Source organism: Methanosphaera sp. BMS (assembly GCF_003268005.1).
In the GTDB taxonomy this organism is placed as follows: domain Archaea; phylum Methanobacteriota; class Methanobacteria; order Methanobacteriales; family Methanobacteriaceae; genus Methanosphaera.
Genome location: NZ_CP014213.1, coordinates 2,166,160 through 2,179,616, shown reverse-complemented (window position 1 = coordinate 2,179,616; position 13,457 = coordinate 2,166,160). Strand labels below are relative to the sequence as shown.

Sequence of the window (13,457 nt, the reverse complement as noted above, 5' to 3'; positions counted from 1 at the left end):
AAATTTTATGTTACTATTATTGTTTTTCTTACGTTTAATCTGATGTCTTCTTCATATTCATTGTATGTTGAATCGGCTATTATTGTTACTTCATGACCAATCAGATCTTCAATTCTGGAGGCCATTGAAGTTTCATCACCTGTTTGTTCAAATATCTCAATTACATCCTGAGTACTTGCACCTATCAAGTCTTCAGCCTGTTTTCTGAAGAATGTTGCAGATACCGTTCCGGTTTCATCCTGAAGTACGCATGAGATTATCATCAGATAGTCAGGATTTTCTATTTTCTCACCGCATATGTCACAAATGTATCCTTCCTCACTTTGTGTTATTCGTTTGTTACAGTTTGGACACATTGCATATAGTATCTTGTCACCATTAATCTGCTCGATTGTTGCTTTGACTTTTATATGAGCATCCTCTTCTTCAATATCCTCAATGTATTTTTCAACAAACAACTTGGCTTCAATTTCCCTCATGGAAAGCATTGCCTCTGCTTCATCCTGTCTTGCCTTTCTGATTGTTGAACTGTTTGTGATGGATAGTCTTAGATGATTCTGTTGTGATGTTATTGATGGATTTTCTATGATTAGGGCGGATCCCTCCACGAAGGATATGTCCGTGTCATCATCCCATAGGGATACCTGTATTTCACCAGTTTCATCTGCAACGTTTACTGACCTTACTCTTCCGTCCCGGCCATCAGTTCGGGTAAATGTGTTTACTTCATTGATGTTTGTCACCCTTACACGAAGTTTCACGTTCTGCTCGTTTTCCTCCAGCTGACTGATTGTCCGGTCATTGTATCTGTCCATCTCCAGTTGTTCATAAGATGGAAGATTTTCTATTTCCTCATCTGATGGAACAGCTATTCGTGATGATCTGCCTACACTTAACTCCATGGTATTTTGTCCAAGTCTTGTACGTGCATTCTCGATTTTAATTGCATCTCCCAGTTTTTGGGTTATTTCTGATTTTTCATCCCATAGGGATGTTCTGACTACTCCTGTCTCATCGGCCAGGTCAATGCTTCTTACCTTACCGTCAGTTCCATCGACTCTTTGGAATTGTCTTATATCTGCTATTGCAAGTATTCTTCCGAGAACGTCAACTTCTCTTCCCTCATCCTGATTGATGTCAAGAACATCACTTATTTTTACGATGCCTACATTTGATACATCAGATAGTTTTTGACGTAACTCATCGTCGATTTCAGGATTGATGACTATGGCGGCATTCCATCCGGTGTTTAGTCTGTGTCTGTCACCTGAGTAGTCGTCAAATTCAACGTTTGCTCCCTCTATCTTTATGATGTCGCCTTTGTTCATGAGTATTTCTGTTTCCTTATTCCAGAGTGTTACCCTTATTGAATCGGTATCATCGGTTATTTCTATACTTCTTACCTGACCTGTTGATCCGTCACTTTTTTCAAATGTTATTGTGTCATATACTTTTGTTATTACTCCTATGACGCATACATTTTCCTGTTCGGATTTTGCCTGGTCCAGTTTGAGTATTTCCTGTTTGAATTCCGGCAGGTCATAGTCTCCTTTTACTATTCTACCGTTCCAGCTATTGGATAATGATACCTGTTCATATCGGGTGTTTGCCCTTGCCTTAATGATTTTGATGGTATCGTTTTCCTTAAGTTCAAGTGTTTCAACCAGTTTTGTATCATTGTTCCATAGGGTAAACTCCATTGAACCGGTCTTATCCATGATGTCCAATGTTATTATCTGTAATGTTTTATCATCCTTCTGTATTTCCCTGAGTGTTGATATCTTGGTTATTCTTACGATAACGTTATATTCACCATCTTCGGTTATGTCCTCAAGGTTTGTGATTTTTTCCTCATATGCAGGTAAGTCAGGTGCTACCTCTTCGGGCATTACCTGTATTGCGGAGTTTGGCCTCATCTGTACTTCCAAGTCCCCTGTATATCCTTTTCTTACCTCGAGGTTTGTGACTTTTATAATGTTTCCTTCTTCAATACGATTCATGTATTTCATATTGTCTGTCCACATTACTACTCTTATTTTACCGGTTGCATCTTCTACGGTTAGATTTGCCACTTTTCCTTCACGTCCTTTTTTGGTTGTGAATGTTTTTATGTTTGATATTGCAAGCAATCTTCCCTGTATACTGATGTTGCCGTTTCCCTCTATGAGTGAGGAGATGTTTTGTACTTGGTTTGTATGTGTCTGTTGTATGTTTTGTCTTCCGGCATATTTTTCTATTGCCATGGAGACTACCTGATCCAATGTAATGAATGGATCTTCTTCATTTTCTTCTATTATTTCATCAATACTTTGCAAGAACTCCTTATATTCAACTTTATCTTTGATTTCTTGATATCGTTCTTTGAAGTATTTTTCATCGTCAGGATTCATTTTATCCCTCCTTAATGTTTGCGTTCGACTTTCGGGTTTTATTATTAAATTATTTAATAATCGTGATTTGTGTAAAAAAGTTATGAGTTATATTTTAGTAAATGAAACATTTATTGTCTCATGTGAAAAATTATTATAATCATTATATATAATATATGTAAATTTTTATGTTTAACTTTTTGTAACTTTAATATAAATACCTTTATGTTAGCTCATGATAAGTATTATATAATATAACTTTCACGTTATATATGTTTAAATAATTTATAATTTATAGCATATATATTTTATTTTATTATAATTTTTAATTATACAACTATTATACTAAACAATATAATATAATAATAAATATATTTTATGTAATACATATTCTTTTGGATTAACAAATCTATGACAAAACAGTCAATGAAAAATAAAGATTTAAAAATGATGGTGGTTAATACCCCTAATTTAAAACCCCTATATATATAACAGTTAATTCACATTATTTTCCTTTACTATACTCTCAAACTCATTAACTGAAATCCTTTTTTTATAGGGCACCGCATCTGTAGTTAGATTATCCGTATTAGACACGTAATCATTAGGATAATTTTCAAGATTTTGGAGGAATGTATTTGTCCTTTCAAACAGTTTTATTAATTCATCACGATTGGTCGGATATGCCATCTCCAATCGTGGAACATTCTTTTTTCTAAGAAGATATAGAAGGTATTTGGGAAAGTTACCTCTACCGACTCCACCATAAAGTAGTATTGTACTGTTTAATCTATCATACATTCGTGTCCTATTTTTAGGTGCTCTTCCCAATACTATTACTGCTTCTGCTTCCCGAAGGATATGCTCTGCCAATGAAAGTCTTCCTTTAATGGCCGACGGCACCTCATTGGAGACATATTTATTTCCTGCCTGTACTAATCTACCAGTTAAATTATACAACGGTGAGTCATAATCTATTAACTCCTCATCATATGGATCTTTTTTTCTTGCCTTTTCAGGTGTCATTTCATACATTTGTAGGGGAGTGTGTCCATTTTTAAAAATCAGGTTTGTAATTAACACGCCGCCCTCCGGTATTAAAGCTACTTTCATAGAAATTCATCCAACAATATATCGTGACTTATAATTCATCATGTGATAGGACTATTTTTTTTAATAAGTGGTATATATTTTACAGTTAATATTATATTTTATCATAATCCTATTAATAATCCATTATATTAAAACTTATGGCATCGGACAATAAGAATGTATTCATACTATAATGTTTAAATTTTAAATGTTGACCTCAACTTCATAAGTATTCCAAATTAAGAAGTTGAAAAAAATATATCCACCACTAAAAATATTAACTTAGTTAAATATAAATATATATAAAGTGAATTTATGAAAAATTCATCATATTAAAAATCATACTTTACTCATGAAAATGAGTTAGAGTATTGAATATGTTTAATTGTTATTATTATATTAGAATATAATTTGGAGGTAAAAATTAAATGTCAATGACAATGAGTGAAAAGATACTCGCAAAGGCTTCAGGCAACGAGAAGGTTGAAGCCGGAGATATAATCATGGCAGATATCGATGTTGCCATGGTTCATGACCTGACAGGTCCACTGACCCTACAGTCACTAGAACAGATTAACACTGACAAGGTCTGGAATCCCGACAAGATAGTCATACCATTTGACCATCAGGTACCAGCAGACTCACTTGATGCTGCAAAAAATCATCAGATAATGAGAGAATTTGTAAAAGAACAAGGAATTAAAAACTTCTATGATGTATATGAAGGAGTATGTCATCAGGTAGTACCTGAAAAGGGACATGCCCTACCAGGAACAGTTATTGTAGGTAGTGACTCACATACATGTACCAATGGTGCACTTGGTGCTTTTTCAACAGGTATCGGTTCAACCGATATGGCCATGGTATTTGCCACCGGACAGTTATGGTTTAAAGTACCGGAGACGATACAGTACAACATCACAGGAAAACTACCGGAAAACGTTACAAGTAAGGATGTAATATTAAACATCATCGGCCAGGTAGGCCAGGACGGTGCTACCTACAAGGCATGTGAATATGCCGGTGAAACCGTGCAAAACATGGACATGTCCGATAGGCTTGTCATGAGTAACATGGCAATAGAGATGGGCGGTAAAACAGGACTTGTAGAGCCTGACAAGGTAACCGATGAATACCTTAAAAACAGGACAAACAAGCCATACACGAAGTTTACAACAGACAGTGATGCAGCAAGCCTTGAGGTAATGGATATTGATGTAAGCCAACTGGAACCACAGGTAGCATGTCCTAACTATGTGGATAATGTAAAACCTGCATCAGAATGCGAAGACGTGGAAATTGACCAGGTATTTATTGGTTCATGTACCAATGGAAGACTTAAGGACCTAGAACAGGCAGCACGCATACTTAAAGGAAACAAGATTAAAAAAGGCGTTAGAGCACTTGTCATACCATCATCCAGAACCATCTATAAACAGGCACTGGATGAAGGACTTATGGACATCTTCGTTGATGCCGGAGCATTGGTATGTAACCCATGTTGTGGTCCATGTCTTGGTGGACATATCGGCCTTATAGGTGATGGAGAAGTAAGCCTATCCACATCAAACCGTAACTTCAAAGGAAGACAGGGAAGCCCAGAGGGTAAAGTATACCTAAGTTCCCCAATAGTAGCAGCAGAAAGTGCACTGACCGGTCACATAACTGCACCAAGAAATAGATAAAGGAGATGTGTAATTATGCAAAAAATTATTGAAGGAAGAGCACTTAAACTCGGTGACGACATAGATACAGACAGCATACTACCTGGAAGATACCTGACGCTAAGCAAAGCCGAAGATCTGGGCAAACACGTAATGGAAGGATACGACCTTCACTACAAGGACAAAATCAGGGAGGGTGATGTACTGGTAGCAGGTTCCAACTTCGGTTGTGGATCAAGCCGTGAACACGCCCCTATAGCAATCAAAGCAGCGGGCATTCAGGCAGTAGTTGCCAAATCATTTGCACGCATATTCTATAGAAATGCTACAAACATAGGTTTACCATTGGTTGAAGCACCAAATGGACCTGATGAAATAGATGAAGAGGACATAGTCAAACTTAACCTGGAAGAGGGAAGTATGAAAAACATGTCCAAAGACAAAGAATATAAAACAACAAAATTACCGCCATTCATGTTTGAAATACTTGAAAACGGTGGACTAATCGATTACTTAAACAACACAGAATTCAAAGAATAAGGTGTAAACTACATGTATAATATAGCAGTAATTCCAGGAGATGGAATAGGTAAAGAAGTAGTGGAAGCTACACTCAAGGTACTCGACAAGCTACCTATAGAATTTAACTATACCCATGCGGTAGCTGGGGATGAATGTAAAGAAAATTGTGGAGAAGCCCTTCCGGATGAAACAATCCAGATAGCAAAGGATGCCGATGCAGTACTCTTTGGTGCAGCCGGTGAAACAGCGGCTGATGTAATTGTCCGTTTAAGACATGAACTGGAAACATTCGTTAATTTACGACCTGTTAAATCAGTACAACCAGAAAAGTATGGAAACATTGACTTTATGATTGTAAGAGAAAACACCGAAGATTTATATATCGGTGATGAAGAAAAAACACCTGAAGGTGCAATTGCACGTAAGAAAGTGACCAAAAAGGCATCCGAGAAAATCTGTGACTATGCATTCAAGTATGCTGTGGATACAAACAGATCAAAAGTTACGGCCGTACATAAGGCCAACGTACTTAAAATATCCGATGGACTATTCAAGAAGACATTCTACGAAGTAGCAGAAAACTATCCGGACATTGAAAGCAATGACTTCTATGTGGATGCAACTGCAATGTATCTTATTACAAATCCATTGGACTTTGAAGTAATCGTTACATCAAACCTTTACGGTGACATATTATCCGATGAGGGAGCAGGTCTCGTGGGTGGATTAGGTATGATTCCATCAGCAAATATCGGTGACAATAATGGATTGTTTGAACCCGTACATGGTTCTGCACCTGATATTGCAGGTAAACTAATAGCAAATCCTGCAGCCACGATATTATCTGCCTGTATGATGCTTGACTACCTAGGTGAAAGCGAACAAGCAAGACGTGTTGAAGAAGTACTTATTGATGTGATTCAAGAGGCCAAAGTTGTAACACCTGACTTAGGTGGTAATGCTTCAACTTATGAAATGGCAGAGTATATTGCAAGCAAATTATAATAATAGGAAAACATCAATATAATATATTAAAGAAGATTTACCTCCAAAGAAATATTCTTTATGATACCATGAAAAAAATTAATTATTAAGTATACGGAGAGATAAAATGGAAACAGCAAAAGCAGCAGCATTATTCATTATATTTATTATGATAGTCAGTTCAGTATCAGCATTTGTATTATACCTAGTATAAACAGTAAAAAATTCTAGTATAGAATATAACGAATAATTAATATATAAAAAAAATATAATCAGAGGTTTTGTTTAAATGATTAAGATAGGAGCAGTAGTAGCAGAATTTAATTTTGATATTACCAGTATGATGTTGGAACTAGCAAAGGAACATGCAAAATTTTTAGGTGCTGAAATAACAGAAGTGTTCCCAGTACCGGGCGTTTATGACATGCCATTGGCTATAAAGAAATTGTTGGAAGACGATAACGTAGATGCTGTAATTACATTAGGTGCCGTTATCGAAGGAGACACTCATCATGATGAGATTGTAGTCCAACATGCAGCACGTAAAATTACTGATTTATCCCTGGAATACAATAAGCCAGTTACCCTTGGAATATCAGGTCCTGGTATGACCAGACTTGAAGCACACAAAAGAGTAGAATATGGAAAACGTGCAGTGGAAGCTGCAGTAAAATTAGTTAAAAGATTAGAGTAGAATCTTAATAAAAAACTATTTTTCTAATTCTTTTTTTATATACAAAAATTGAAAGGAAATAATAATATGGAAATATTAACACCAGAAGAATTAAAAAAGAAATACACCGACCCATGGATTACACCATATGAGGAAATTCTTACAATTACTGATTCTGATGAAGAAAAAATAGAACTAATTGAATATCATCCATGTCCGATAGGCTCTGATTGGATGATAACCCAATACCAGAGAACAAGTCCAATAGTAAAGTGTGCCAGACGCGACGGCAACAAACACACATATTACCTTGATGTGGGCAAATGTGACTTGAAACTCATACCTAGCCTTCAGGCAGCAGGCATAGCAGAGGTATCAATAGAAGGTGATGAAATAAAGATTCATCACATGGGACTAGCCGGTGCAGGTGTAGGTGCTGCAATGTGCAGGGGAAAGGCCAAAGGTGTAAAAAGAGTGGAAATCTATGAAAAGGGTGGAGGATCCAAGGTAGGCCAGGCATGTGTCATAACCCCGAAGCTGCACAAGGTCATTATTGGAATAGATGATACGGACATACCTACGGAGGGTGCTACCTGGACTCTTGCAAACAACATTGCAAATGAGATTCAAGAGGAAAAGGGCTACAGGTATCTTGAGCATATAACCTGTCAGTTATATCCGAACAACCCCAACAAGACAAGAAATTGCGTATCAATAGCATTGACCTTTGCAGTCATGGAATCACAGAAAGAAGATCTGATTCAGACTGTAGTGGATAAACTCAAAAAAACCACACTATCTGAAAATACCGCTATTGCCGTATGGGATAAACTATACATACCAAAAGAGGTTGAAAATTACGGATTAGAAGCTAAAAAATCAATGAAATACATTGATGAAGCATGTAAAATTGCCAAAGACAATAATATTCGTGTGGAAAATGTAACAGGAGAGGCCGGGCTGATTGGAGCTCTAGCGGCCATCGGATTGTATAACTTACCTGAAGAATACGGTAAGGTATACTGCCAAGAGGAAGAAAAGTACTTGAACTCCTCCCCATAATAACCACCCTTAAATATAACCGCCACAATTAAACTTTTTTTAAATAAAAAATGTGCTTTTAAATTACTGCCACCCAAATATTCATTGTATTATTTCCATTAAATATATTAATTATTTTAAATAGGACAATATCCTCTAAAAAAAGCTATGAAAACTTATTTTATGAACTATATTGGGTGAGTTTAAATGAAATATTATTAATCGAAAAAATTCAAAATAAATGAAATTTTACACTTGCAATATATGTCTGGTTTAGTGGTGAGATATTCAATTCTTGGATGAAAAATCAATATGGCAAATTATCATGCTATGAAAGTAAACTCACGATGCAATATACTTTTTCTAGAAAAAAATAGTGGGTTAATAGGTATAATCGTTTCTTATACCGATATTCAGGAATTTATATTTATCGTTTGATGATAAAAATACGTTGGTGGTATTTCCGGCATCCTCCAGTATGACCGATATATCCGAGCCCGCATAGCTAAAGTTGGCAATTCTACCGGTTGATGACTCGTTTAATTCTAATGACTCATACAATTCATTGTTTACATAGATGTTATATGTGTCATTGTTCAAATGTCCCGTTGTTTGACCCACAAGTGATTCGTTAACATAAACATTCAATAGTTTACCTGATGACTGGTTTGTAGTGATATGCTTTCCAACGCTTAAGTTGACGTTGGTATAGTTTATCGTGGAGAGGTTTTCCCTAAGATATCTTTCATCACTGGTTTTTCCCTCATCGGGTTCAATGTTACGTATCAACGTACACTGATCAAAGATTCCCCTTAAATCACTATCCCTTATAACAGTACCAGTTTCAATCTTGAGTTCGTTACGTGCGGCTTCCGGAATGCGTATTATTCCCGTTTCATTGTTTACCGCCTGCTCCAGTTGATAATAATCTCCTCCAATGTATATGAAATCACCATATTGTGCTTGAAGAGTATTCAGTGCCGAGTTCGACAATCTTATATATTGGGGCTCATTTTCCAATGCACTTTCAATGGTATATGGTCCCCTTACATCAACGCTGCTACCGCTTGTACCTGAGTTAGATATTACCAGGTTTTTTGTTGCGGGCTCTATTGATATTTCATTGGATGTTATTTTAACCGAACCGAGCAATGCCATTACAATAGCAAGTATGATGAGTACGGATATTATGATTGGAAAATGCATGTGAATAAATGATTTGGTCATCTGCCAGAAACCTATTTTGGATTGTCTATACATACGTATTGACTTACGTATGATTTTTATTAAGTAGAATATTGACAATAGAAAACCCACAAGCAATATTAAGGCTGCTATCGGTGTTGTGATAAACTTAATGAAGAACAATGCAAATATTCCAAACATGGTAATGGACAATGCCATGATTTCCATACGTATACCATAACCCAATTCATCCATCATGGTTAATCTACCATAGCTGATAGCCCTATCGACTATGGTTCTTACTACTTCGTTGGCCATCAGGTTAAGTTCCTTTAGAGATGACATTTCATGAACGATATTCCCGATATCCACTTCCTGTATCCTCATACCCAATGCTTCTGCATCAAGCACTATACCTATGTCCACACCATAATCCTTTTCCAAGTCTATTTTATCCAGGAATGATTTTATAGCGGCAAATTGTCCGCTTAACGGCTGTTCAAATGATAGTTCAGGGAAGAAAAATTGCAGTAACGGTTTTGCTGTAAGCTCGGTTACACGTCCCGCTTCTCGTTTAAACTTCGTTTTGGTAATGTCAGCATTATTGTCAAGTATTGGTCGTATTATAGCTTCAACCTGACTTTTATTAATTTCTGATAAATCTGCATCCAAAAACAATACAATCTGCCCAGTAACTTCTCTGAGTCCTGTCTTCATGGCAGAACCCTTTCCCTTGTTGACTTTATGATTGATTAAAGTTATTCCATCAATATTTGATACTATTTTTTCGGTATTATCGGTTGATCCATCATTGACTACTATTATCTGCGTAATTTCTTTGACCTCTTTGACTACACTGATAACATGTTCAATACTTTTTTCCTCATTAAATGCTGGAATAACAACGGAAACCATTTTTAGAGTACTTTTACTATTGGAGGTTGTCATGAATATCGATAAAACCAATAGTAAAGCCATAATTAAATATTGAAACATGCTATCTACTTTTCCTAATAATTTTTTTAAAATAATACCTAATAATTAAATATATATAATAATTAATTAATAATATATTGTATTTTCAAAAGATAATTTTTCAATCACAAAAAGGCCAAAGAGGTGATAAAAATAAGAAAAGAAGGTCAAATCTTGATAATTGGGGTAGTTATATTAATAATTGCAATTTTAGCTGTTATAACAACGATTAATGATACAAATCAGGATAACAATACGTCAGATATCTTAAACAACAGCAGTCTAAATGACTCTGATGATACTGGAAATAACAATGCAAACGTGGCAAGCAACACCAATAATCCACATAAAAACAACAATGCAACAAAATCAAATGAGAAAAAAAGTGAAAATCTTGAAGATGCAATGACGGAGAAAGTGAATAATCACGCCGACCAATATGATGCATCGAATGATATTAAGGTATTTGATTCAGGCAATTAGTACAATCCATAGTAAACAGACAGTTTTTGAAAATTATTTGTAAAACTAAAATACTTCATTGAACATATATTATATTATTATATAGTATAAAAACATAGCTAAGTGGAAGGGGATTATTATTCAAAAAAAAGTAATGTTAATTTTAGGAAGTGCCAGTGACATTGATGTGGCAAAAAAAGCCGTGGATGTCCTGGAACAAATGAATGTGGCATATGACATCAAGGTAACCTCGGCACATAGAACACATGGCCTTGTAAAGGATGTCATGACCAATTATACAGATGACATTGACGTATTTATTGCAATTGCAGGACTTGCTGCACACCTGCCCGGAGTAGTAGCAGCCTACACTACCAAACCAGTCATAGGTGTTCCCGTAAAGGCCAAACTTGGTGGTCTTGACTCATTATTATCCTGTGCACAGATGCAGGTAGGTACACCTGTTGCCTGTGTAGGAATAGATAGGGCAGACAATGCTGCAATGATAGCATGTCAAATACTGGCATATGATGATGATGAACTAAAAGCCAAGCTAATTAATAAAAGAGCATCATATGTTGAAAAGATGATTACTTCCCAAGAGGAATTGATAAATGAAATTGGTGGAGATAACTACACCCCATCAGCACGTGTTGAACATAAAAGACCTAAAGTAGATGAAGAGTTGGAACTAAACAAAGACAGCAAAGTGTTAATCCTATCGGAAAGTTATTCCAATACTGATACAGTTCAGAAAATCATTAAAACATTGGATATTCTTAACATTCCATGTGACTATAAGGTCGTACCATCAACAAGAAATCCCGACAAACTGGAAAAATACATGAAAGAGGCAAATAAACAAATAGAATTGTTTATAGCCGTTAGCAATTTATCAAGTGTTCTTGCAGGAGCGGTTGTATCCCATACAACAAAACCGGTTATTGGAGTCCCATGCAGTGGAGACTTGAAGGGTATAGACTCCCTGCTTAGTATGGTACAGATGCCACCGGGTGTACCTACAGCTACCATGGGTATTGATGCCGGTGAAAATGCGGCACTCTTTATTGCACGCATACTGTCCAATTATCATGAAGACATTAAGGAAAATCTTGAAGAATATAATAAACTAATACACAAAAATGCCTACTTTGAATAAAACATTTAGATGTGATGAATTATGACACGATTAATAGATCAAATAAATGATGAAATTATAGAGATTACACAGGAAGTATCAACAGAATATGAAATAACATCCATTCTTAAAAAACATCCAACCGATACATTGGTATTTACCAACATAAAAGACAGCGACATGAACATAATATCCGGTATATGCAATACCAGAGATAAGATTGCCAAGTCAATCGGTACAAGTGTAGATAAGATTACCGAAAACATTATACATGCAACAAACAATCCAACACCTATCAAAGATATCAAAGAAGCTGGTGAAGTCTTTGATTACACCGAAAAGGCAGATTTAAGCAAGCTTCCTATCCTAAAACATTACCCGAAGGATAAGGGCAAGTACATAACGGCGGGTGTGGTTATAGCAAAAGATCCTGAAAACGGGATAACAAATGCGTCAATTCATAGAATGCTGGTAAACAGTGACGACACATTGGGTATTCGTATTGTACCAAGACAGTTGTACACATATTATAAAAAAGCCGAATCCATGGGTAAAGACTTGGATATTGCCATAGCAATAGGACTTAATCCTTCAACACTTCTTGCCAGTACAACAAGCATATCAGTTAACGACAATGAATTGGAAGTGGCAAATACCTTTAAAGATGGAGAATTAACATTAGTTAAATGTGAAGATGTTGATATTGAAGCTGTTGAATGTGAAATACTACTTGAAGGTAAGATTCTTGCCAACAAGCGAGAAAGCGAAGGGCCATTTGTAGATTTGACCGATACCTACGATAAGATACGTGATGAACCTGTGATAAAACTTAGTAAAATGCACTATAAAGAAAATCCATATTATCATGCAATACTGCCTGCGGGTAATGAACATAAACTCCTGCAAGGTCTTCCACAGGAGCCACGTATATACAACAGTGTTAAAAATACCATTCCAACAGTTCAAAATGTGGTTCTTACGGAGGGCGGCTGTTGTTGGCTGCATGCCGTTGTATCCATAAAAAAACAAACCGAGGGCGATGCCAAAAACGTTATGATGGCAGCATTATCAGCTCATCCATCACTAAAGCATTGCGTGATAGTTGATGAGGACATTGACATATTTGACCCTGTAGATGTCGAGTATGCCATTGCAACACGTGTCAAAGGTGATGATGACATCATAATCATACCTAAGGCAAGAGGCTCATCACTTGATCCGGTAGCGGAAATTGATGGCACTACGACAAAGGTAGGTGTGGATGCGACCAAATCGTTCAAGAATTTAGAGGATTATGAAAGGGTAAGCTATACCCTTGATGACTACAATATGTAATACTCTTAGAAGACAAT

Annotated in this window: 11 protein-coding genes; 8 read left to right on the top strand and 3 right to left on the bottom strand. The window is 36.1% G+C overall.

The annotated features are described in order from the left end of the window. Positions 1 to 5 precede the first annotated feature (5 nt). Positions 6 to 2,390 (bottom strand): OB-fold nucleic acid binding domain-containing protein, encoded by a 2,385-nt coding sequence (locus tag AW729_RS08065; RefSeq protein ID WP_112124629.1) that lies wholly within the window; start codon positions 2,388 to 2,390, stop codon positions 6 to 8. 474 nt (positions 2,391 to 2,864) lie between these two features. Next, positions 2,865 to 3,482 (bottom strand): DUF2112 family protein, encoded by a 618-nt coding sequence (locus tag AW729_RS08060; RefSeq protein ID WP_112124628.1) that lies wholly within the window; start codon positions 3,480 to 3,482, stop codon positions 2,865 to 2,867. Between the two features lie 407 nt (positions 3,483 to 3,889). Here AW729_RS08060 and hacA point away from each other — a divergent pair, with 407 nt between their 5' ends. The 5 genes from hacA (at position 3,890) to mmp11 (ending at position 8,366) form a co-directional block, all read left to right on the top strand. Continuing rightward, on the top strand, positions 3,890 to 5,146 hold the full coding sequence (gene hacA / locus AW729_RS08055; RefSeq protein WP_112124627.1) for a homoaconitase large subunit: 1,257 nt from the start codon (positions 3,890 to 3,892) through the stop codon (positions 5,144 to 5,146). Between the two features lie 15 nt (positions 5,147 to 5,161). Further along, a complete protein-coding gene (locus AW729_RS08050; protein ID WP_112124626.1) occupies positions 5,162 to 5,665 on the top strand; it encodes a 3-isopropylmalate dehydratase small subunit in 504 nt (167 codons plus the stop codon). 12 nt (positions 5,666 to 5,677) lie between these two features. Next, positions 5,678 to 6,652, top strand: a complete 975-nt coding sequence (locus AW729_RS08045) for an isocitrate/isopropylmalate family dehydrogenase (RefSeq protein WP_112124625.1) — start codon at positions 5,678 to 5,680, stop codon at positions 6,650 to 6,652. A gap of 268 nt (positions 6,653 to 6,920) precedes the next feature. Beyond that, positions 6,921 to 7,325, top strand: a complete 405-nt coding sequence (ribH, locus tag AW729_RS08040) for a 6,7-dimethyl-8-ribityllumazine synthase (RefSeq protein ID WP_112124624.1) — start codon at positions 6,921 to 6,923, stop codon at positions 7,323 to 7,325. Positions 7,326 to 7,391: 66 nt separating this feature from the next. Further along, positions 7,392 to 8,366, top strand: coding sequence for a methanogenesis marker protein 11 (mmp11, locus tag AW729_RS08035; RefSeq protein WP_112124623.1), 975 nt, complete (start codon positions 7,392 to 7,394; stop codon positions 8,364 to 8,366). A 360-nt stretch (positions 8,367 to 8,726) separates the two neighbouring features. Here mmp11 and AW729_RS08030 read toward each other — a convergent pair whose 3' ends face one another. Continuing rightward, entirely contained in the window at positions 8,727 to 10,445 is a 1,719-nt protein-coding gene (locus AW729_RS08030) for a glycosyltransferase (protein WP_162685858.1), read from the bottom strand. 204 nt (positions 10,446 to 10,649) lie between these two features. Between AW729_RS08030 and AW729_RS08025 the strand changes: the two genes are divergently transcribed. From AW729_RS08025 to AW729_RS08015, 3 genes are all read left to right on the top strand, one after another. Next, on the top strand, positions 10,650 to 10,988 hold the full coding sequence (locus AW729_RS08025; protein WP_162685857.1) for a hypothetical protein: 339 nt from the start codon (positions 10,650 to 10,652) through the stop codon (positions 10,986 to 10,988). A gap of 133 nt (positions 10,989 to 11,121) precedes the next feature. Then, complete coding sequence (gene purE, locus AW729_RS08020) at positions 11,122 to 12,126, top strand: 5-(carboxyamino)imidazole ribonucleotide mutase (protein WP_112124620.1); 1,005 nt, start codon at positions 11,122 to 11,124, stop codon at positions 12,124 to 12,126. Between the two features lie 33 nt (positions 12,127 to 12,159). Continuing rightward, the gene (locus AW729_RS08015) at positions 12,160 to 13,440 is read left to right on the top strand and encodes a UbiD family decarboxylase (protein WP_112125263.1); all 1,281 of its coding nucleotides are present in this window, start codon (positions 12,160 to 12,162) and stop codon (positions 13,438 to 13,440) included. Positions 13,441 to 13,457 lie beyond the last annotated feature (17 nt).

Coding starts and splice junctions, on each gene's coding strand:
- AW729_RS08065 (WP_112124629.1), bottom strand. CDS start 2,390: ATGAATCCTGACGATGAAAAATACTTCAAAGAACGATATCAAGAAATC.
- AW729_RS08060 (WP_112124628.1), bottom strand. CDS start 3,482: ATGAAAGTAGCTTTAATACCGGAGGGCGGCGTGTTAATTACAAACCTG.
- hacA (WP_112124627.1), top strand. CDS start 3,890: ATGTCAATGACAATGAGTGAAAAGATACTCGCAAAGGCTTCAGGCAAC.
- AW729_RS08050 (WP_112124626.1), top strand. CDS start 5,162: ATGCAAAAAATTATTGAAGGAAGAGCACTTAAACTCGGTGACGACATA.
- AW729_RS08045 (WP_112124625.1), top strand. CDS start 5,678: ATGTATAATATAGCAGTAATTCCAGGAGATGGAATAGGTAAAGAAGTA.
- ribH (WP_112124624.1), top strand. CDS start 6,921: ATGATTAAGATAGGAGCAGTAGTAGCAGAATTTAATTTTGATATTACC.
- mmp11 (WP_112124623.1), top strand. CDS start 7,392: ATGGAAATATTAACACCAGAAGAATTAAAAAAGAAATACACCGACCCA.
- AW729_RS08030 (WP_162685858.1), bottom strand. CDS start 10,445: ATGGTTTCCGTTGTTATTCCAGCATTTAATGAGGAAAAAAGTATTGAA.
- purE (WP_112124620.1), top strand. CDS start 11,122: ATGTTAATTTTAGGAAGTGCCAGTGACATTGATGTGGCAAAAAAAGCC.